The organism is Buttiauxella sp. S19-1 (genome assembly GCF_022134725.1).
In the GTDB taxonomy this organism is placed as follows: domain Bacteria; phylum Pseudomonadota; class Gammaproteobacteria; order Enterobacterales; family Enterobacteriaceae; genus Buttiauxella; species Buttiauxella ferragutiae.
In genome coordinates this window covers 1-21,323 of record NZ_JAHWLU010000064.1, presented here as the reverse complement: position 1 = coordinate 21,323, position 21,323 = coordinate 1, and the positions used below count along the sequence as shown (strand labels likewise).

Annotated in this window: 18 protein-coding genes; 12 read left to right on the top strand and 6 right to left on the bottom strand. The window is 52.2% G+C overall.

Features of this window, described 5'->3' with window-relative positions; all coding sequences use genetic code 11:
- Positions 1-268 precede the first annotated feature (268 nt).
- The 3 genes from pyrB to ridA all read left to right on the top strand — a co-directional run bounded on the left by pyrB (position 269) and on the right by ridA (position 2,178).
- Positions 269-1,201: an aspartate carbamoyltransferase gene (gene pyrB / locus MES37_RS14715; RefSeq protein WP_064543203.1), complete on the top strand. Its 933-nt coding sequence runs from the start codon at positions 269-271 to the stop codon at positions 1,199-1,201.
- Between the two features lie 17 nt (positions 1,202-1,218).
- Positions 1,219-1,680 carry an aspartate carbamoyltransferase regulatory subunit gene (pyrI, locus tag MES37_RS14710; protein ID WP_064543200.1) on the top strand — a complete coding sequence of 154 codons (462 nt, stop codon included), beginning with the start codon at positions 1,219-1,221 and terminating at the stop codon, positions 1,678-1,680.
- Between the two features lie 111 nt (positions 1,681-1,791).
- Positions 1,792-2,178, top strand: a complete 387-nt coding sequence (gene ridA, locus MES37_RS14705) for a 2-iminobutanoate/2-iminopropanoate deaminase (RefSeq protein ID WP_064543197.1) — start codon at positions 1,792-1,794, stop codon at positions 2,176-2,178.
- Between the two features lie 40 nt (positions 2,179-2,218).
- Here the strand turns inward: ridA and MES37_RS14700 are convergent, their stop codons facing one another.
- Together MES37_RS14700 and mgtA are read right to left on the bottom strand one after the other, a co-directional pair.
- Positions 2,219-4,612: a beta-N-acetylhexosaminidase gene (locus tag MES37_RS14700; RefSeq protein WP_237931856.1), complete on the bottom strand. Its 2,394-nt coding sequence runs from the start codon at positions 4,610-4,612 to the stop codon at positions 2,219-2,221.
- Positions 4,613-4,862: 250 nt separating this feature from the next.
- Positions 4,863-7,574 carry a magnesium-translocating P-type ATPase gene (gene mgtA, locus MES37_RS14695; RefSeq protein ID WP_133522303.1) on the bottom strand — a complete coding sequence of 904 codons (2,712 nt, stop codon included), beginning with the start codon at positions 7,572-7,574 and terminating at the stop codon, positions 4,863-4,865.
- 363 nt (positions 7,575-7,937) lie between these two features.
- Between mgtA and treR the strand changes: the two genes are divergently transcribed.
- From treR to nrdG, 5 genes are all read left to right on the top strand, one after another.
- Positions 7,938-8,885: a trehalose operon repressor TreR gene (gene treR, locus MES37_RS14690; protein ID WP_064543195.1), complete on the top strand. Its 948-nt coding sequence runs from the start codon at positions 7,938-7,940 to the stop codon at positions 8,883-8,885.
- 122 nt (positions 8,886-9,007) lie between these two features.
- A complete protein-coding gene (gene treB, locus MES37_RS14685; RefSeq protein WP_064543193.1) occupies positions 9,008-10,426 on the top strand; it encodes a PTS trehalose transporter subunit IIBC in 1,419 nt (472 codons plus the stop codon).
- A gap of 130 nt (positions 10,427-10,556) precedes the next feature.
- The gene (gene treC / locus MES37_RS14680) at positions 10,557-12,215 is read left to right on the top strand and encodes an alpha,alpha-phosphotrehalase (RefSeq protein ID WP_237931854.1); all 1,659 of its coding nucleotides are present in this window, start codon (positions 10,557-10,559) and stop codon (positions 12,213-12,215) included.
- A 348-nt stretch (positions 12,216-12,563) separates the two neighbouring features.
- On the top strand, positions 12,564-14,699 hold the full coding sequence (nrdD, locus tag MES37_RS14675; protein ID WP_133522275.1) for an anaerobic ribonucleoside-triphosphate reductase: 2,136 nt from the start codon (positions 12,564-12,566) through the stop codon (positions 14,697-14,699).
- On the top strand, positions 14,700-15,164 hold the full coding sequence (nrdG, locus tag MES37_RS14670) for an anaerobic ribonucleoside-triphosphate reductase-activating protein (protein ID WP_064543189.1): 465 nt from the start codon (positions 14,700-14,702) through the stop codon (positions 15,162-15,164).
- A 95-nt stretch (positions 15,165-15,259) separates the two neighbouring features.
- Here nrdG and MES37_RS14665 read toward each other — a convergent pair whose 3' ends face one another.
- Together MES37_RS14665 and MES37_RS14660 are read right to left on the bottom strand one after the other, a co-directional pair.
- On the bottom strand, positions 15,260-15,901 hold the full coding sequence (locus MES37_RS14665) for an NAD(P)H-binding protein (RefSeq protein ID WP_064543187.1): 642 nt from the start codon (positions 15,899-15,901) through the stop codon (positions 15,260-15,262).
- Between the two features lie 15 nt (positions 15,902-15,916).
- Entirely contained in the window at positions 15,917-16,360 is a 444-nt protein-coding gene (locus MES37_RS14660; RefSeq protein WP_064543185.1) for a YhbP family protein, read from the bottom strand.
- A 53-nt stretch (positions 16,361-16,413) separates the two neighbouring features.
- On the opposite strand from MES37_RS14660, the gene MES37_RS14655 reads away from it, so the two are divergent.
- Positions 16,414-16,722, top strand: a complete 309-nt coding sequence (locus MES37_RS14655) for a GIY-YIG nuclease family protein (RefSeq protein WP_064543182.1) — start codon at positions 16,414-16,416, stop codon at positions 16,720-16,722.
- Here MES37_RS14655 and MES37_RS14650 read toward each other — a convergent pair.
- Together MES37_RS14650 and ubiT are read right to left on the bottom strand one after the other, a co-directional pair.
- The gene (locus MES37_RS14650; RefSeq protein ID WP_064543180.1) at positions 16,706-17,212 is read right to left on the bottom strand and encodes a GNAT family N-acetyltransferase; all 507 of its coding nucleotides are present in this window, start codon (positions 17,210-17,212) and stop codon (positions 16,706-16,708) included. The two genes, MES37_RS14655 and MES37_RS14650, sit on opposite strands and share 17 nt — an antisense overlap.
- Complete coding sequence (gene ubiT / locus MES37_RS14645; RefSeq protein WP_064543178.1) at positions 17,206-17,730, bottom strand: ubiquinone anaerobic biosynthesis accessory factor UbiT; 525 nt, start codon at positions 17,728-17,730, stop codon at positions 17,206-17,208. Before ubiT ends, MES37_RS14650 begins: the two co-directional genes overlap by 7 nt.
- A 258-nt stretch (positions 17,731-17,988) precedes the next feature.
- Here ubiT and ubiU point away from each other — a divergent pair, with 258 nt between their 5' ends.
- The 3 genes from ubiU to MES37_RS14630 all read left to right on the top strand — a co-directional run bounded on the left by ubiU (position 17,989) and on the right by MES37_RS14630 (position 20,981).
- Positions 17,989-18,984 carry a ubiquinone anaerobic biosynthesis protein UbiU gene (ubiU, locus tag MES37_RS14640; RefSeq protein WP_064543176.1) on the top strand — a complete coding sequence of 332 codons (996 nt, stop codon included), beginning with the start codon at positions 17,989-17,991 and terminating at the stop codon, positions 18,982-18,984.
- Between the two features lie 8 nt (positions 18,985-18,992).
- Positions 18,993-19,877 carry a U32 family peptidase gene (locus tag MES37_RS14635; RefSeq protein WP_121814819.1) on the top strand — a complete coding sequence of 295 codons (885 nt, stop codon included), beginning with the start codon at positions 18,993-18,995 and terminating at the stop codon, positions 19,875-19,877.
- 93 nt (positions 19,878-19,970) lie between these two features.
- Positions 19,971-20,981, top strand: a complete 1,011-nt coding sequence (locus MES37_RS14630; RefSeq protein WP_237931852.1) for a luciferase-like monooxygenase — start codon at positions 19,971-19,973, stop codon at positions 20,979-20,981.
- Positions 20,982-21,323 lie beyond the last annotated feature (342 nt).

Below are 21,323 nucleotides of genomic sequence, written 5' to 3'. Positions count from 1 at the left end.
CGCATTTATAGCGGGTAAGTATCCACAGCAACCGATTGCGAATAGCTAAAATATGTGAATTAATCGCTTGAAGTGTCCCCTTACACGCGTATAATGCGCCACAATTTGCCGGGAGGAAGCATGGTCAAGTGTGTTCAAAAAATTGCCACACCACGTCGTCTAAAAGACGGCGCGAATCTGTTTTTCTTTCCGTTGCTTCAATCAATTCCAAAGGCCCCTCGTTGAGGGGCCTTTTTTTTTGCCCGACGCCCGAGAGCAGGAGATAACCATGGCTAACCCCCTATATCAAAAACATATCATTTCCATAAACGATCTCAGTCGTGAAGAGCTTGAACTAGTGCTCGCGACCGCGGCAAAACTGAAAGCCAACCCGCAGCCGGAACTGTTAAAGCATATCGTTGTTGCCAGTTGTTTCTTTGAAGCTTCAACGCGTACACGCCTCTCTTTTGAAACCGCAATGCACCGCCTCGGCGCGTCAGTTGTCGGGTTCTCGGACAGCAGCAACACGTCGCTGGGTAAAAAAGGCGAAACGCTGGCCGATACCATTTCGGTGATCAGCACTTACGTTGACGCCATCGTCATGCGGCACCCGCAAGAAGGGGCTGCACGCCTGGCGACTGAATTCTCTGGCAACATTCCGGTGCTGAATGCTGGTGACGGTGCCAACCAGCACCCAACTCAAACGCTGCTGGATTTGTTCACCATCCAGGAAACGCAGGGCCGTCTGGAAAACCTGAACATCGCGATGGTCGGTGACCTGAAATATGGCCGCACCGTGCATTCTCTGGCGCAGGCACTGGCGAAATTTGAAGGTAACCGCTTCTACTTCATCGCACCAAATGCGCTGGCGATGCCGAAGTACATTCTCGATATGCTGGATGAAAAAGGGATTGCCTGGAGCTGCCATGAAGCTATCGACGATGTGGTCGCCGATCTGGATATTCTGTACATGACGCGAGTCCAGAAAGAGCGTCTTGACCCATCTGAATACGCCAACGTGAAGGCACAGTTTGTGCTGCGCGCGGCCGATCTGGTCGATGCTCGCGAAAACATGAAAGTCCTGCACCCGCTGCCACGCATTGATGAAATTACGACTGATGTCGACAAAACATCCCACGCCTGGTATTTCCAGCAGGCAGGCAACGGTATTTATGCCCGCCAGGCTCTGCTGGCGTTAGTTTTGCAACCTGAACTGGTTTGAGTGAGAGGAAGATTAAGATGACACACGACAACAAATTACAAGTGGAAGCGATTAAACGCGGCACGGTTATCGATCATATTCCTGCCCTGGTAGGCTTTAAGCTGCTGACTCTCTTCCAGTTAACGGAAACCGACCAGCGCATCACTATTGGCCTGAACTTGCCTTCTCGCGAACAGGGCCGTAAAGACCTGATTAAAATAGAAAATACCTTCCTGACGGACGAACAAGTTAACCAACTGGCGCTGTATGCACCGCATGCCACCGTCAACCGTATTGATGAATATGAAGTGGTCGGCAAAAGCAAACCAAGCCTGCCTTCACGTATTGATAAAGTGCTGGTTTGCCCGAATACCAACTGCATCAGCCGCAGCGAACCTGTTCATTCTTCATTCGCAGTGAAAAAGCGCGACGAAAGCATCAGCCTCAAATGCAAATATTGTGAGAAGGAGTTCGCACATTACGTTGTGCTGGCTGATTAATCATTGCCGCTTAAGCTCTCGTCCCTATAATGGACGGGAGCTTTTTGTTTGTAGGATGGATAAACGCCATCCACGACTCAAGCATCTACGAACTTTATTGAAGGAATTAATATGTCTCGTATTATCAGCACCGAAAACGCACCTGCAGCTATCGGCCCATATGTTCAGGGTGTAGACCTGGGCAGCATGATTATCACTTCAGGTCAGATCCCAGTGAACCCAAAAACTGGCACCGTACCGGAAGACGTAGCAGCGCAAGCGCGTCAGTCTCTGGAAAACGTGCAGGCGATTGTTGAAGCGGCTGGCCTGAAAGTGGGCGATATCGTGAAAACCACCGTTTTCGTTAAAGACCTGAACGACTTCGCTACCGTGAATGCGACTTACGAAGCCTTCTTTAATGAGCATAAAGCTTCTTTCCCGGCGCGTTCTTGCGTGGAAGTGGCTCGTCTGCCTAAAGATGTGAAGATTGAAATCGAAGCGATTGCGATTCGCCGCTAACGTTTCAGTCAAAAGGCCGCAAACGCGGCCTTTTAAATAATTACGGTTTCACACTCGCCCGCAATAATTTTTGCAACGGATACACCGCCGCAATCACCACTTCATCTTGCGTTTGTGCTGCATCATCGAGCTGTTTCTGAATCCCCTGAACTTCATCAGCGCTCAGCGTGCCCTGTCTAGCCACCAAATCCGTCAGACGCAGCCCTATTCCCGCCAGTTTATCGACGTTTTCCGCCACCGGTTTTAGCGCCTTGAGCTGATAATTACCGTCGATCAACTCCAGCACATCCGGCGTGTTACTTTGCCAGCGCGCAAAGGTATGGCGCAGGGAATCGACACTGTTGTTATCTTCCGGGTCAGCAATCAGTTTATCGACCCACATATCCAGCGCACGCACCTGGCTGCTTTGCGCACCTAACGCATCAGCAAAACGGTTTAGCGGCTCAAAGTGATGATAGTTTCCGGCCTGGAATTTCAGATGCTGGCGCGTGTAGTACTGCGCCGGTTCAACCGCCTGAGCCAGAATTTGCAACGGCATAATCTCCGCCGTCCCCGCCAGGCGTGTCATTTGCCGCACTGCCGCTGCGTGCTGCTGCAAACCCACAGAAACGGTCGACCAGGCGTCGATCGCCTGCATACGCTGGTACATATTGTCGACATCTTTCACGTCTTCCGTCGACCATAAACGCTCTGCCACCGCAAAAGTCCGTGGCCACAACTTGATATCCAGCAATGGCGATATCACGTTTTCAGCCCACAGCGCCGCTTCGCCACCCAGAATATTGTTCATCTGTTCAGGCGTTGGCACCACAGGCTGGATGCCGTCTGGCACATCATCCAGTTTCTGGCCAGTTGCCGGATAACGTACGTTGCCCACCAGCAAATAGCCGCTCAATTTGTCTTTATCAAGCGTTAATACCGGGCGGGTTTCCCCCATCCAGGTATCGACGGTAAAAGTCACCTGAGTCGGGCTCAACCAGTCAACATCACGCACCGCACGACGGGACTTTCCTTTAAAATCGATAAACCCACGCCACCCGCTTTGGCCACTCACCAGGGTGAAACTCCCTTCTACGGCACTGCCTTTCAGACGCGGCATACTGAAGAACCAGCTTTGGGCGCTGTCGGATTCGCTAATTTTGTCGATACCGTTCAACCCTTGCGGCAGGATCTCGTTGCGATAGTGGTAAGCGGTCGCCTGCGGTTGATCAACATAGAAGCCGGTCGACAAGATCCCTTTGTAGCCGTTGGCTGCCACAGCACCAAGTGCGTCCTGCCCTTGCCATGATTGGATCAGGATATTTTTCGGCAGATCCGGATGGTAGATCTCATCCCAGCCCATCATCTGGCGATGATGTTTTTCGAGGATCTTTTCCAGCCGTTGGTTGAAGTAAGTTTGCAAAGCGTGGGTGTCGGCCAAATTATGCTGCTTCATAAACGCCTGAATTTCTGGCGAAGCTTTCCACTGTGAGTCATCAACTTCATCACCACCGATGTGCAGATAGCTGTCCGGGAAAATTGCGGTCAGCTCACCAATCAGCGTATCAACAAATTTATAGGCGGCTTCGTTGGTCGGGTTCAGCAGCGGTTTTAACACGCCCCAATGGCGTTCCATTTGATACGGCCCCGGCGCGCTCATTAATTCCGGATAGGCCACAGCAATGGCTGAAGCGTGCCCTGGAAGATCCATTTCTGGCACCACGCGGATACCGAGCGATGTTGCATAGCGCACCACTTCGTTCATCTGTGCCTGGGTGTAAAAGTCCCCATCGCTGGCCAGTTGCTGCAATTTTGGATAGGCGGTTGAGGCAAAACGCCAGCCCTGGTCGTCGGTTAAATGCCAGTGAAAGACGTTCATTTTCGCGGCGGCCATGCCATCCAACTGGCGCAGAATATCGTTGACTGGCATGAAGTGACGAGCGGAGTCGAGGAGCAACCCACGCCACGGGAAGCGCGGCTGGTCTTTAATCGCAACAAACGGGATGGCGGTGTTTTCTGGGCCGTTTTGAATCAGCTGTAATAAGGTTTCCATGCCGCGCAAGGCACCAAAACGGCTATTCGCCGTCAGTTTCACACCGTCTGCGGTAACGCTTAATTCGTAGCTTTCATCGCTGTCGAGTTTAGGGAGTGGAGCAACCGCTTGTTTGATTTGAATGTCGATGGTGGGTTTTGCAGGGTTGGTTTGTGCCGGTTGTAGCTGCCAGCCAGTTTGCCGGGAAATGCGCTGACGCCAGCGTTCGGTGGCACCAGGCAGTTTGTCGCCAGTGATTTTTATGGAAATGGCATTATCGATAACCAGCGTCCCTTCCGCTGAAGGGCGATCGACCTGCTGCGGCCAGGGCATCAGCGGCAAATCGCCTGCCGGTGCCGCCCAAGCCTGACAAGTTGCAGCGATGCAACCCGCCAGCAGGCTCAAACGAATTGATTTAAACATGAATATTCCTTTAACAGTGACGGGCCAGAAAAAAGCAAAAACAATCTGGTAACACGTGTAGAAATATTCATCAAGATTATGGGCGGGAAACGCGGGATGCAGATCACATCCCGCTGATATTTACTATGCCCATTAGCATTCGAGTTGCAGCAAGGCGGCCAGGACGAGAACCCCCAGGAGCTTACTTGAGTAAGTGACTGGGGTGAGCGTCTGCAGCCAACGCCGCTGCAGCTTGAAGGATGATGGGTATTTACTGCCAGCCGTAACGGCGGCTATAGAACCCTTTCACGCACTGCGTCAGCGTCATGTATCCGGCAAGGATCGCAATCAGCCATGGGAAGTAGCTCAGCGGTAGCGCCTGGAGTTGCAGGTAGCTTGCCAGTGGCGAGAACGGCAGGCCAATCCCGACAACCATCACCACCAGCGTCATTACCAGTAACGGCCAGGCCGCACGGCTCTGAATGAATGGAATGCGACGGGTACGAATCATATGCACAATCAATGTTTGCGACAGTAACCCGACCACGAACCAGCCAGACTGGAACAGCGTTTGCGCTTCCGGCACATTTGCCTGGAACACCCACCACATTACGCAGAACGTCAGAATATCGAAGATAGAACTGATCGGCCCGAAGAACACCATAAAGCGCCCTAAATCCGCCGGGTTCCAGCGTTGTGGTTTCTGGATTTGCTCGTCATCGACGTTATCGAACGGAATCGCCACCTGGGACACATCGTACAGCAGGTTCTGAATCAGTAAGTGCAACGGCAGCATCGGCAAGAACGGCAGGAAGGCGCTCGCTACCAGCACGCTGAACACGTTACCAAAGTTAGAACTGGCAGTCATTTTGATGTATTTCAGCATGTTAGCGAAGGTTCTGCGCCCTTCAATCACCCCTTCTTCCAGCACCATCAGGCTCTTTTCCAGCAAGATGATATCTGCGGCTTCACGCGCAATATCGACCGCGCCATCGACGGAAATCCCGATGTCTGCCGCACGCAATGCGGGTGCGTCATTAATGCCGTCGCCCATAAAGCCGACCACATGCCCTTCGCCCCGCAACAGGCGCACAATACGTTCTTTGTGCATTGGCGTCAGGCGCGCAAATAGTGTGGTGCGCAACGCCAGTGCCGCGAGATCTTTGTCATTCATGTTTTCGATGTCGCTGCCAGTGACCAGCTCACCGACATCCAGCCCCACTTCGCGGCACACTTTCGCCGCCACCAGCTCGCTATCACCGGTGAGGATTTTCACCGCAATGCCGCTGGCTTTCAGCGCTTTCAACGCAGGTGCCGTGGTTTCTTTCGGTGGATCGAGGAACGCGATGTAACCTTCGAGAATCAGATCCGATTCGTCCACACGACCGTAATCGTCACAGCGTGCAGGCAGGACTTTGCTCGCCACTGCCACCACACGCAATCCCTGACGGTTAAGATCGTCCGTCACACGGCGAATACGTGCCAGCAAGGTTTCGCTGAGCGGCACGATCTCATCACCGTAACGCACTTGTGAGCAGACGTTGAGAACCTCCTGCAAGGCGCCTTTGCAGATCAGCTGATGCACTTGCGGTTGTTCGGAGACGACCACTGACATGCGGCGGCGCTCAAAGTCGAACGGGATCTCATCCACTTTTTGCCAGCGCGTAGCTGCATGACGCGCAGTCTCTTCATCCACCCCTTCCAGCACCGCCACATCCAGCAGGTTTTTCAGCCCGGTCTGGTAATGGCTGTTGAGCCAGGCGGTATGCAGAACGTGGTTGCTTGTCGCACCAAGAATATCGGTGTGCGACTCCAGCACAATGCGATCTTGCGTCAGCGTACCGGTTTTATCGGTGCACAGAATGTCCATCGCGCCAAAGTTTTGAATCGCATCGAGGTGTTTGACGATCACTTTCTGTTTAGAGAGTTTTACCGCCCCGCGAGCCAGCGTCGAGGTAACGATCATCGGCAGCATTTCTGGCGTCAAACCGACTGCCACAGAGAGCGAGAAGAGTGCGGCTTCCCACCAGTCGCCTTTGGTGAAACCGTTGATCAGCAAGACGATCGGCGTCATCACCAGCATAAAGCGAATCAGCACCCAACTGACGCGACTGATGCCTTTCTGGAACGCATTCGGCTCGCTTTCTTGTTGAGTCACGCGCCCGGCCAGTTGCCCAAACCAGGTGTTACCACCCGTTGCGATAATCATCGCGAGCGCCGTACCACTCACCACGTTGGTGCCCATAAAGCACAGCGTGTCGCATTCCAGCGGGTTGTTGTGCGACGTGTCGCGGCTGACCGCCACTTTTTCCACCGGCAAGGATTCACCGGTCAGCGAGGCCTGGCCGACAAAAAGATCGCGAGCCTGTATAACACGTAGATCTGCCGGGATCATGTCGCCCGCAGCCAGTTTAACGATGTCGCCTGGCACCAGTCTTTCGAGAGGGATTTCGATAAACGCATTTTCCCCCGTTTCATCCACCACGCGCAGCACGGTGGCGGTATTGCTGACCATTGCTTTGAGCGTGTCAGCCGCTTTGGTGGAGCGCGCTTCCTGGACGAAGTTCAGCAAAGTGGCGATCGCCACCATCAGCGCAATCACCCCTGCGGCAAACATATCCTCGGTGGAGTAAGAAACAATGCCGAGAATAGTGAGCAAAATATTGAATGGGTTGCGGTAGCACATCCAAAGATGCACCCACCATGGCGATGGCTTTTGCGCCGGGATTTGGTTTGAGCCATGTTGCTCGAGCGCACTCTCAACTTCACGCGCATTCAGCCCTTCAGGATGGCTGTGGAAATCGCGATACAGTTGTTCTTCGGATGCGTGCGCATACTTCAGGCACGATTCGCTCAGCGAAGCGGGAACCTCTTGCGCAAGTGCAATGGTATTGTCGTCCGGCATCAGGTCGCGCTGGATCAAGCGACGAGGCAGGTGGCGGCTGAGTTGTGCAAACAACTGCCGGGTCAGATTTTTTAACAGCATAGTAGTCCCTCGGCGCCACGTGTTGTGGCACCTGGTGACGTGCAGGCGCGGCTAATCCTTGCCTTGCAGGCCAAATTTTTTCATCAGCAGGGATATCATTAATTGAGAGATCTCTGCCTTACGCAATCCGGTAAGGCAGTCGCTTCAAAGAAGGGAGTCTTACCGGATTATTCCTGTCGTTACAGGGTCTGGACTGGGATCAGGTTCCATGTCGCCTCCGGTTAAAAGAAAAAGTCATTACGATACTGGCGGATATTCTACGCCGACAAAACTAAACCTCACGTAAACCAGATTTTTTCCGTTGTGGTATCGTTGACTAGCCTTAATTCTAATGAGCAATTGATTGCCAGGAACCGACACATGCAAAGCCGCCTCACTATCAAAGACATCGCCCGTTTAAGCGGTGTGGGTAAATCCACTGTCTCGCGAGTTCTGAATAATGAAAGCGGGGTCAGTGCGCGTACACGTGAGCGCGTGGAAGCGGTGATGCAGCAAGAAGGTTTTTCCCCTTCCCGGTCAGCACGTGCGATGCGTGGACAGAGCGATAAAGTGGTCGCTATTATTGTGACCCGTCTGGATTCGCTATCGGAAAACCTCGCGGTACAAACCCTGCTGCCGTCGCTCTATGAGCAAGGCTATGATCCGATCATGATGGAAAGCCAATTTTCCCCGAAACTGGTCGAAGAGCATTTAGGCGTGCTGAGGCGTCGCCATATCGACGGGGTGATTTTGTTTGGCTTCACCGGCATCAATGAGAAAATACTCGCTCCGTGGCAATCGACGCTGGTGCTGATGGCGCGGGACGCCAAAGGGTTTGCTTCGGTGTGTTATGACGATGAAGGCGCTATCGATATTTTGATGGCTCGTCTGTATGAGCAAGGCCACCGCCAGATTAGTTTCCTCGGCGTTCCCCATAGCGATGTCACTACCGGTTTTCGCCGCCATCAGGCGTATCTCGCGTTCTGTAAAAGCCACGCGCTAACACCGAATTTCGTCCTGCCGGGCCTGGCAATGAAACAAGGTTATGACCACGTGGCCGAAGTATTGACTCCGGAAACCACCGCGCTGCTGTGCGCCACCGATACCCTCGCTTTAGGTGCCAGTAAATATCTGCAAGAACAACAAAACAGCGCTTTGCAACTGGCGAGCGTCGGTAGCACGCCGCTGATGAAATTCCTCCATCCCGAGATCATTACCGTCGATCCCGGTTACGCCGAAGCCGGTCGCCAGGCCGCAAGACAACTGATCGGCCAGATCACCCAAACCCGCGATCTACAGCAGATCGTTATCCCCGGATCATTACAGTAATCTCCCCTCTTTTACGGTTTATTGTGATCGTCGCCTTATTTAGGGAACGTTCCCATTTTCGTAAAAAAGATTAAAAGATAACCTTGCTGGCAGATAACACCTCACTACCTCGGGACATCATCATGGCCAAAGTGAAACAACAAGATATAGACAGGCTGATAGAGCTGGTTGGCGGACGTGGCAACATCGCCACTGTGAGCCATTGTATTACCCGCTTGCGTTTTGTATTGAATAACCCAGCCGCTGCATCACCAAAACAGATTGAAGAATTACCGATGGTGAAAGGCTGCTTTACCAATGCCGGGCAGTTCCAGGTAGTGATTGGCCCCGAAGTCGGCGATTACTATCAGGCGTTGATCGCCACAAGTGGCCACAGCAACTCAGACAAAGAACAAGCAAAACTCGCCGCGCGCCAGAATATGAAATGGCATGAGCGTTTGATCTCCCACTTCGCCGAGATCTTCTTCCCACTGTTACCGGCATTGATCAGCGGCGGTTTAATCCTCGGCTTCCGTAATGTGATCGGCGACTTGCCGATGAGCAACGGGCAGACGCTGGCGCAAATGCACCCGTCGCTACAATCGATTTACGACTTCTTATGGCTGATTGGCGAGGCAATCTTCTTCTATCTGCCAGTCGGTATTTGCTGGTCAGCCGTGCGAAAAATGGGCGGGACACCTATCCTTGGGATTGTGCTTGGCGTCACGCTGGTATCACCACAGCTGATGAATGCCTATGAATTGGGTAGCAAAATTCCTGAAGTGTGGAACTTTGGCCTGTTTACCATCGAGAAAGTGGGCTACCAGGCGCAAGTGATTCCAGCTTTGTTGGCAGGCCTGGCTTTGGGCTTTATTGAGACGCGTCTGAAACGCATCGTGCCGGATTACCTCTATCTTGTAATAGTGCCTGTGTGTTCGCTGATTCTGGCGGTGTTCCTGGCGCACGCGTTTATCGGCCCGTTTGGCCGCTGGATTGGTGACGGTGTGGCCTTTGCAGTTCGCCATCTGATGACCGGCAGTTTTGCGCCGATTGGCGCTGCGTTGTTTGGCTTCCTTTACGCGCCGCTGGTGATTACCGGTGTACATCAGACCACGCTCGCCATCGATATGCAGATGATTCAGAGCATGGGCGGAACCCCAGTTTGGCCGCTGATTGCGCTGTCTAACATTGCTCAGGCATCTGCGGTGGTTGGCATCATTATTTGCAGCCGTAAGCACAACGAACGTGAGATTTCAGTTCCGGCGGCGATTTCTGCCTACCTCGGCGTGACCGAACCGGCGATGTACGGCATCAACCTGAAATACCGCTTCCCGATGCTGTGCGCAATGATTGGCTCAGGGCTTGCGGGCTTACTGTGTGGCCTGAGCGGCGTGATGGCAAACGGGATTGGCGTGGGTGGTTTACCAGGCATTCTGTCCATTCAGCCGCGTTACTGGGAAGTGTATTCGCTGGCGATTCTGATTGCCGTCATCGTGCCGATTGTATTGACCAGCGTGATGTATAAACGCAAACACCGTCAAGGTTTGTTGCTGGTGGTGTAATCGGTTCACAATCGGTGGTGGATGACGCTAACGCTTATCCACCCTACAACGGCTTTTCGTAGGTCGGATAAGCGCTAGCGTCATCCGACAACAGAGGTCACATTGGCCTCACTGGTTTTAGGAATGATTTATGAATACAACTCCTCCCTGGTGGCAACACGGTGTCATTTACCAGATCTACCCGAAGAGTTTCCAGGACACGACTGGCAGTGGTACCGGTGATTTGATTGGCGTAATTAAGCGCCTGGACTATCTCAAACTGCTTGGTGTGGATGCCATCTGGCTGACACCGTTTTATGTTTCGCCACAGGTCGATAACGGCTATGACGTGGCGAACTACTGTGCCATCGATCATACCTACGGCACGCTGGATGACTTTGATTTACTGGTTGCTGGCGCCCACGAGCGCGGTATCCGCGTCGTTCTGGATATGGTGTTTAACCATACTTCCACGCAACATGCATGGTTCCACGAATCGCTGAACAAAGAGAGCCCGTACCGCGAGTTTTATATCTGGCGCGACGGTACGCCAGACGTTTTACCCAACAACTGGCGCTCTAAATTCGGTGGTAACGCCTGGCGCTGGCACGCAGAGAGCGGCCAGTATTATCTGCACCTGTTTGCGCCGGAGCAGGCGGATCTCAACTGGGAAAACCCGCAAGTTCGCGCTGAACTGAAAAAGGTCTGCGAATTCTGGGCCGACCGTGGCGTAGATGGTTTGCGTCTTGATGTGATCAACCTGGTTTCCAAGGATCAGGATTTCCCGGCGGATATTGAAGGCGGTGATGGACGTCGTTTTTACACCGACGGGCCGCGCATCCACGAATATCTGCAAGAATTAAGCCGCGATGTGTTTGTACCACGCGAGTTAATGACGGTGGGCGAAATGTCCTCCACCACGCTCGATAACTGCCAGCAATATGCCGCACTCAACAGCAATGAGCTGTCGATGACGTTCAACTTCCATCACCTGAAAGTGGATTATCCGGACGGGCAAAAATGGGCGCTGGCAGCCCCTGATTACATCGCACTGAAAGCGATTTTCAGCCACTGGCAACAAGGCATGCACAACGTAGCGTGGAATGCGTTGTTCTGGTGTAACCACGACCAGCCGCGCATTGTGTCGCGCTTTGGTGACGAAGGCGAGCTGCGTGTGCCGGCAGCCAAAATGCTGGCGATGGTGCTACATGGCATGCAGGGCACGCCGTATATCTATCAGGGCGAAGAGTTGGGGATGACCAACCCGCACTTCAAACGCATCATTGATTACCGTGATGTCGAAAGCCACAACATGTATGCCGAGTTGCGCGCCCAGGGCCGCGAGAGTGACAATCTGCTGGCGATCCTCGCCAGTAAATCGCGCGATAACAGCCGTACGCCGATGCAATGGGACGATGGCGAAAACGCAGGATTTACCACCGGTACGCCGTGGATCAACCTGTGCGATAACTATCAGACCATCAATGCCAGAGCAGCGGTTGACGATGCCGATTCAGTATTTTATGCCTACCAACGCCTCATCAAACTGCGTAAAGCCAACCCTGTTTTCACCTGGGGTAGTTATCAGGATCTGCTGCCTGAGCATCCGTATTTGTGGTGTTACCGCCGTGAATGGCAAGGGCAAACACTGGTGGTTGCGGCGAACCTCAGCCGTGAAAATCAATGGTGGATGCCGGAAGCCTTTGAAGGCGACTGGGATGTGCTGATGAGCAACTACGCTGATGCAGCGGGGAAACCTGGCGAGATCAGCTTACGGCCATTTGAGGCGGTTTATTGGTTGCAGTGTTAATTTCCACCAGGAAGGATCTCCCTAATAATTGAGGGAGATCTCTCTGCCAAAATTTTAGGTCTTCTCCGCGTAGCCCATCCTTCCTACTACTACCGATTTACTTTGTTCTGCATCAATAAAATCGCAAACATCTTTGATGCAAAGCACTACATATAGACCTTAAAATGCGCCCCGACCCCACATATTGTATTTTTCGACTATTATAGCAACAAGTACCACAGAGGATTCAGGGGATTATCTGTGGATAAACATCGGCTCAAAATCATAAAGCCTATGGCAACGCGAGCAAATTTCGGCTTGCGAACAATTTCAATCCTTTGTGGATAACCTTTTTAGAATGGAGAGATCATGACACCGCATGTGATGAAAAGAGACGGGTGCAAAGTGCCTTTCACTTCAGAGCGCATTAAAGAAGCTATTCTTCGTGCAGCTAAAGCAGCGGGAGTCGATGACGCAGACTATTGCGCCACCGTCGCAGATATTGTTCGTGCGCAAATGGAAGGCCGCACTCAGGTTGATATCGGTGAAATCCAGACTGCCGTGGAAAATCAGCTGATGGCTGGTGACTACAAGCAACTGGCGCGTGCTTATATCGAATATCGTCATGACCGTGATATTGAGCGCGAAAAACGTGGCCGCTTAAACCAGGAGATCCGCGGTCTGGTTGAACAAACTAACTCCGCCTTGCTCAACGAAAATGCGAATAAAGACAGCAAGGTTATCCCGACACAGCGCGACCTGTTAGCTGGGATCGTGGCTAAACACTACGCCTCACAGCATTTGTTACCGCGTGATGTGGTACTGGCGCACGAACGTGGCGATATTCACTATCACGATCTGGATTACTCCCCGTTCTTCCCGATGTTTAACTGCATGCTTATCGATCTCAAAGGCATGCTGACGCACGGCTTTAAGATGGGTAATGCGGAAATAGAGCCACCAAAATCCATCTCCACCGCCACAGCGGTGACTGCGCAAATTATTGCTCAGGTTGCCAGCCATATTTACGGCGGCACCACGATTAACCGTATTGACGAAGTGCTAGCTCCATTTGTCACCGCAAGCTTTGAAAAACACCGTGAAACCGCCGAGGAATGGCAGATCCCGGATGCCGAAGGTTATGCGCTTTCCCGTACTGAGAAAGAGTGTTATGACGCCTTCCAGTCCCTGGAATATGAAGTGAATACGCTGCATACAGCCAATGGTCAGACGCCGTTTGTCACCTTTGGTTTTGGCCTGGGAACTAGTTGGGAATCACGTCTGATTCAGAAATCTATCCTGCGTAATCGCATCGCAGGTCTGGGCAAAAACCGCAAAACGGCGGTGTTCCCGAAACTGGTCTTTGCTATCAAAGAGGGTCTGAACCACAAGGCTGGCGATGCCAACTACGACATTAAACAGTTGGCTCTGGAGTGCGCCAGCAAGCGCATGTACCCGGATATCCTGAACTATGACCAGGTCGTGAAAGTGACCGGCTCGTTCAAAACCCCAATGGGCTGCCGTAGTTTCCTTGGCGTATATGAAGAGAACGGCGAGCAGATTCACGATGGCCGTAATAACATCGGCGTGATCAGCCTGAATTTGCCGCGTATTGCACTGGAAGCGAAAGGCGATGAAGCCACGTTCTGGACGCTGCTCGATAGCCGTCTGGAGCTGGCTTTTAAAGCCCTGATGACGCGTATTGCACGGCTGGAAGGAGTGAAAGCTCGCGTTGCGCCAATCCTGTATATGGAAGGGGCTTGCGGTGTGCGCCTGAAAGCCGACGACGACGTGTCGGAGATCTTCAAAAATGGCCGTGCGTCGATTTCCCTGGGTTACATCGGCATCCACGAAACGGTGAATGCGCTGTTTGGTAATCAGCACGTTTACGACAGCGAAGAACTGCGTGCGAAAGCCGTGGCAATTGTTGAGCGTCTGCGCCAGGCAACTGACACATGGAAAGAAGAAACCGGCTACGGTTTCAGCCTTTACAGCACGCCAAGTGAAAACCTGTGCGACCGCTTCTGCCGTCTTGATACCGCTGAGTTTGGCGTGGTTGCTGGCGTGACGGATAAAGGTTACTACACCAACAGCTTCCACTTAGATGTTGAGAAGAAAGTTAACCCTTACGACAAAATCGACTTTGAAGCTGCCTATCCGCCAGTAGCGAACGGCGGTTTCATCTGTTACGGCGAATACCCGAACATTCAGCACAACCTGAAAGCGCTGGAAGATGTCTGGGATTACAGCTACCAACACGTTCCGTACTACGGCACTAACACGCCAATTGATGAGTGCTACGAATGTGGTTTTACCGGTGAGTTTGAATGCACCAGCAAAGGCTTCACCTGCCCGAAATGTGGTAACCACGACGCCGCTCGCGTCTCGGTAACGCGCCGCGTTTGCGGTTACCTCGGCAGCCCGGATGCTCGCCCGTTTAACGCCGGCAAGCAAGAAGAAGTGAAGCGCCGCGTGAAGCACCTCGGCAACGGGCAGATCGGCTAAGTGAACATGCACCAGTATTACCCGGTCGACATCGTCAACGGGCCGGGTACCCGCTGCACACTGTTTGTTTCAGGCTGCGTGCATGAGTGCGCAGGCTGTTATAACAAAAGCACATGGCGGGTGAATTCCGGTGTGCCGTTCACGCAGGAGATGGAAGACCGGATCATTAACGATCTGAACGACACGCGTATCCGCCGCCAGGGGTTGTCGCTTTCAGGCGGCGATCCGCTTCATCCGCAAAATATCGCGGATGTGTTGAAACTGGTGCGACGAGTGAAAACGGAATGTCCCGGCAAAGATATCTGGATGTGGACGGGCTATAGGCTTGATGAATTAACCGAAGCTCAACGTGAAGTTGTTGATTTAATCAATGTGCTGATTGACGGTAAATTTGTTCAGGATCTCAAAGATCCGGCGCTTGTCTGGCGCGGCAGCAGCAACCAGGTTGTGCATCATTTACGATAAAGCCCCTCGTAGGTCGGATAAGCGCAGCGTCATCCGGCACCACTGATGCAAATGGTGGATGACGCTAAAACGCTTATCCACCCTACAAAAACACGTTAATCACCCTTTGCCAGCAATCTGAGGTCATGTGAATCCAGAATGTTCACGCCTTCGCGAGAGGGAGCCAGCGCTTCTCGCAACATCGTCTTTGCCACATCCCGCGCTTCAATGGATTTCCATTTCCCCGGCATGATTTTAAACAACGGCGCCAACAGCGATTCATTAAAGCGTTGTGATTCACGATGCCCAAGCAGCATAGACGGGCGAGCAATGGTTAAACGTGTCCAGTTCTGCGCGATAAGCGCCTCTTCCATTTCCCCTTTCACCCGGTTGTAGAAGAACGGTGATTTGCTGTTTGCACCGATAGCGCTGACCACCAGCATATGTTTTGCCCCCAGACGCAAGCCGGTTATCGCGGTATCCACCACCAGCGTGTAATCCGCTAATACGAAAGCCTCTTTGCTACCCGCTTCTTTCATAGTGGTACCGAGACAACAAAAGACCGTATCAAGCGGCTCGGTTAATTGTGTGAGTGCGTCACTCAACTGAGGATCGTAGGGATTGGTGACGTTGTTCATCGCAGGCAAGGGACGCCTTGTCGCCGCAATGATGTGGCTGACTTGCGGCGCATTGATCAACATGCGTAATAGATGTCCACCAATGAGACCTGTGGCCCCTGTTAGCAAAACCCGGCTCATAAGTTCTCCTGTCGCTTATTCACCAAGCTTAGTGTCATCCCGTAGCCAGTGTAGTTTTTTTCCAAAACCGAGCGTGTTGTCGGTCATTTTTATTTCATCAAGCCGAAGTTCCCATACCGGTGCAGACATCATTCGGGCAACCGGGAAGCGCTTACAGTAACGGCTGCGGATACTGTCCACTTCGCCTTCTTCTACTAATTTGATTTCACCTCGGAACTGCACACCACGAATTAATGCGACAGTTTTCGGCTGCCCATTGACGGTTCCGGCGACATGGGCCTGCTGGCCAATTAACTCACCGTGACGGGTATGGGATTCACTGAGCAGATAAAAAGCCACCCGTTGTTCATCAAAGAGGTAGAACGCATTCGCGCACCATAAATCGCCGTGACTACCTGCGCAGTAAGTCAGTACATGCTGTTTGTTCAGCCAACGACTGATGGCATTGAGAGTTTCCATGTGCAACCTGAAGAGTGATATTCTGCGGGAAATGTCAATTATGCGCCTGACCTATGTCTCCCTGGTATCTCTATTTAGTCCGCACTCTCGATAACCGTTTATATACGGGCATTACCACTAATGTGGAGCGCCGTTTCTCACAGCATCAAACAGGGAAAGGTGCGAAAGCGCTGCGCGGGAAAGGCGAACTTACACTGGCATTCAGCCATTTGGTGGGCGATCGTTCCAGTGCGTTACGCCTGGAATATCGCATCAAACAACTACCGAAAGCGAGCAAAGAGATGTTGGTAAAGGGGATACTGCCTTTTGAAGACCTGCTGGCAGATCTTCAAAAGACTCCGGAAATTAAAACTCCCGGTTGAAATGCTCGTGGTATTCCACCAGTCCTGAAACACCAGTCAGCGCATCGTCAGCTAACGGATGGATCAGGAAATAAGCTTCGGTGTCTGGCCAGGCACAGCGTAAGCCGTATTGAGCGGCAGGAACAAAACCAAAGCGGCTGTAGAGTTCCGGCTCACCTAAAGTCACAACGGCTGCGTAACCAAACTCATTGAGCGAATCCAGTCCTTCGTAAACCAGTTGCTTCGCCAGGCCCTGCCCACGGTAAGCTTCATCAACGGCAAGCGGCGCAAGCCCCACCCATTGCAGCTCTTCACCTTCTACGGCGACAGGACTGAAAGCGGCGTAACCCACAACCTGACCTTCGTCATCAGTGGCAACAACGCCAAGCGTTAGCAGGCCGTCTTCTCGTAAATCTTTGACCAAATCGGCTTCACCATCACCTTTAAAAGAACGGCGAAGTAAGGCGTCGATGCCCGGAGCATCAATGGGTATTTCTACACGAATTAGCATGGCTCACCTACCGAGTTACTTTCTGGAGCAGACTGATATTTCATACCTGCTTCGACAAAATCAGCCAGTTGTAGCAGCAGCATGCGTAATGGTTTAGGCATCGCATCCAGCTCAATGGCATCCATTAGGTTTTTAACATATAGCCCAAGTTCAGTGTCGCCTTCAATGACCAAACGGCGCTGGAAAAACAAGGTATCCGGATCTTGCTTGCGGGCTGCGATCATCAACAGATCGTTGGCGGTTGCACTGAAGCTGACATCTGCTGGGGCATCTTCACGCACTACCAGTTTATTATCTTGTACCGAAGTAAACCACTTCAGATCGAGGTCGCGTACTTCAATACTTAACCAGCGTCCCTCAAGAAATTCTAGCTCACCCTCTTCCATCGCCTGACGAAACTGCCAGCCAAGTACCTGCTCTAGCACCTGGCGCTTTAGAGCAAAGGGCGTGAGTTTAACCGGTGTTCTTAACAGTGACGGGCCAAGATGGACCAGGCGTGAACGCAATTTATCCAACACGAGCTTTACTCCTTGAGAAATTTATCCGCTATTTTGCCACACCAACTATTCTCCGTAGCGGTGCAAATCAACAATTACGCGGGTTATCAAGACGACTTATAGGTCACATCAATAAGCGATCAATACGCCATTAGCTGCCTTAAATCAAAATTTGTCGCTGTCGGGTTAACTAAAATCCCAGTTCGTTAACAATTTTGCGGCCCTTGCCTTGGGCTGCACGGGTCACCTCTGAGGTTTCCCGATGATTCAGGATAAATTATGGAGTTGCTTTGCCCAGCCGGAAACTTACCGGCGTTGAAAGCGGCCATCGATAATGGTGCCGACGCGGTTTACATTGGTCTTAAAGATGATACCAACGCACGCCATTTTGCTGGACTGAATTTCACGGAGAAGAAACTGCAAGAAGCGGTAAGTTACGTGCATCAACATCGCCGTAAGCTCCATATCGCTATCAATACGTTCGCGCACCCTGACGGCTACGTGCGCTGGCAACGAGCAGTGGATATGGCAGCGCAACTCGGAGCCGATGCCCTCATTTTGGCTGACCTCGCTATGCTTGAATACGCGGCTGAGCGTTATCCGCATATCGAACGCCATGTTTCAGTACAAGCTTCCGCCACCAACGAAGAAGCGATTCGTTTTTATCATCGTCATTTCGACGTGGCTCGTGTCGTTCTGCCGCGTGTGTTATCCATTCATCAGGTAAAGCAGTTAGCCCGCGTGACACCGGTGCCACTGGAGGTTTTCGCTTTCGGTAGCCTGTGCATCATGGCGGAAGGTCGCTGTTATCTTTCTTCTTATCTGACTGGCGAGTCGCCAAATACGGTGGGCGCATGCTCTCCTGCGCGCTTTGTTCGTTGGCAACAAACGCCACAAGGTCTGGAATCACGCCTCAATGATGTGTTGATTGACCGTTACCAGGATGGCGAAAACGCCGGTTACCCGACGCTTTGTAAAGGGCGCTATCTGGTTGATGATCAGAAATATCACGCGCTAGAAGAGCCAACCAGCCTGAACACGCTTGAGCTGCTGCCTGAATTACTCGCCGCAAATATTGCATCCGTGAAAATCGAAGGTCGCCAACGTAGCCCGGCGTATGTCAGCCAGGTCGCTAAAGTGTGGCGTCAGGCAATCGACCGCTGCATGGCCGATCCTGAAAATTACCGTGCACAACCGGCATGGATGGAAGCATTAGGGGCGATGGCCGAAGGCACACAAACCACTCTCGGTGCCTATCACCGTAAATGGCAGTAGGAAATCCCATGAAATATTCATTAGGGCCAGTGTTGTATTATTGGCCAAAAGAGACGCTGGAAAAATTTTACCAGGCTGCGGCAAAAAGCAGTGCTGAAACTATTTATCTTGGTGAGTCGGTATGCAGCAAACGTCGTGCTACAAAAACGGGTGAATGGCTGGATATGGCGAAAAGCCTGGCAAGCCAGGGCAAGCAAGTGGTGCTCTCTACTTTGGCACTGGTTCAAGCTCCGTCTGAGTTGAACGAGCTAAAACGCTATGTTGAGAATGGCGAGTTCCTGATTGAAGCCAATGACCTTGGTGCCGTGAACATGGCGGCAGAACGCAAGCTGCCATTTGTCGCCGGGCATGCGCTTAACTGTTACAACGCAGTGACGCTACGCTTGCTGCTCAAACAAGGCATGGTTCGCTGGTGTATGCCCGTTGAGCTGTCGCGAGATTGGCTGAAAAACATGTTGATTCAGTGCGATGAGTTGGGCATCCGCAACAAGTTTGAAGTTGAAGTCCTCAGTTACGGGCACTTGCCACTGGCCTACTCTGCCCGTTGTTTTACCGCTCGTTCAGAAGACAAACCGAAAGATGAATGCGAAACCTGCTGCATTAAATATCCTGTCGGGCGCAACATGCTTTCACAGGAAAATCAGCAAGTGTTTGTGCTTAACGGCATTCAAACCATGAGCGGTTATGTTTACAACCTCGGTAACGAACTGGCATCAATGAAAGGCCTGGTCGACATGGTGCGTTTATCGCCAATGGGCATGGATACCCTGCGCGTGCTGGAAGCATTCCGAAAAAATGAGAACGGCAATGCGCCTTTAACTCTGGCACAGCAAAGCGATTGTAATGGCTACTGGCGGCGCGTCGCAGGCTTAGAGTTAGTCACTCAGAGCTGAGAAAAGGCTCACTTTGTTACTTAAATGTTGATGATTTTCAGCAATACTGAAGAGATTATCAGCAAACGTAGTACCCAAACAAAGTGAGCCGTTATGCCTGACATCACAAAAGTCCCGTTCTCTTTACTCGATCTAGCCCCTATTCCACAAGGCTCCGAGCCTCGTGACGCATTTCATCGTTCTCTGGATTTAGCGCGCCTGGCCGAAAAACGTGGCTATCACCGCTACTGGCTGGCTGAACACCACAATATGACTGGGATTGCCAGTGCGGCAACGTCGGTACTGATTGGTTATCTGGCGGCGAATACCGAAACATTACGCCTGGGTTCCGGTGGCGTGATGCTGCCGAACCATTCACCTTTAGTGATTGCCGAACAATTTGGTACGCTGGAAACTCTTTATCCTGGGCGTATTGACTTGGGTTTAGGCCGCGCACCTGGTAGCGATCAACGAACCATGATGGCGCTGCGCCGCCATATGAGTGGTGATATCGATAACTTCCCGCGCGATGTCAGTGAGTTGGTCTCCTGGTTTGATGCAACCGATCCCAATCCAGCGGTGCGCCCGGTTCCGGGTTACAACGCTAAAATTCCGGTCTGGTTGTTAGGCTCCAGCTTGTACAGCGCCCAACTCGCGGCACAACTTGGGCTGCCATTTGCCTTTGCTTCGCACTTTGCGCCAGATATGTTGTTCCAGGCTCTGCAACTTTATCGCGCCCAGTTCAAACCCTCTGCTCGTCTTGAAAAACCGTATGCGATGGTATGTATTAATATCGTCGCCGCCGACAGTAACCGCGATGCCGAATTCCTGTTTACATCGATGCAGCAGGCCTTCGTTAAATTACGCCGTGGCGAAACCGGCCAGCTGCCACCACCGATTGAAAGCATGGATAGTTTCTGGAGTCCGGCAGAGAAGTATGGTGTGCAGCAAGCGCTGAGCATGTCACTGGTGGGTGATAAAGCGAAAGTGCGCCATGGGTTGATTTCGTTACTACGAGAAACCCAGGCCGATGAGATTATGGTTAACGGTCAGATTTTTGATACCGAAGCGCGGTTACATTCATTTGATTTGGCAATGGATGTGCATGAGAGCCTGACGGACTAACTTCCCCTCACCCCGGCCCTCTCCCAAAGGGCCGATTCCTGCCGAGCCGGGGAAGGTTCCGTTCACCAGGCGAAAGTGTTTTTATGTCGCCACGAAACTGGTGAACGTCTTAGGGTGGCCACCGTCGCCACCCTAAGAACCCGGACTCCCGGCAAATCAATCGCCGCAAGCGGTAAACACCGTTTTTCACCCAACATTCGGGGTCGTTCGCGACTCGTTCCCGACGATCGCTCTCTCACGTGGTTCCCGACCACGTGACCCCAACTGAAGGGTAAAAAACGGCGCGATTGAAGCCGGAACACAAGGTCAACGTCAAAACCCAAAGACCACACCGAGCCGGTT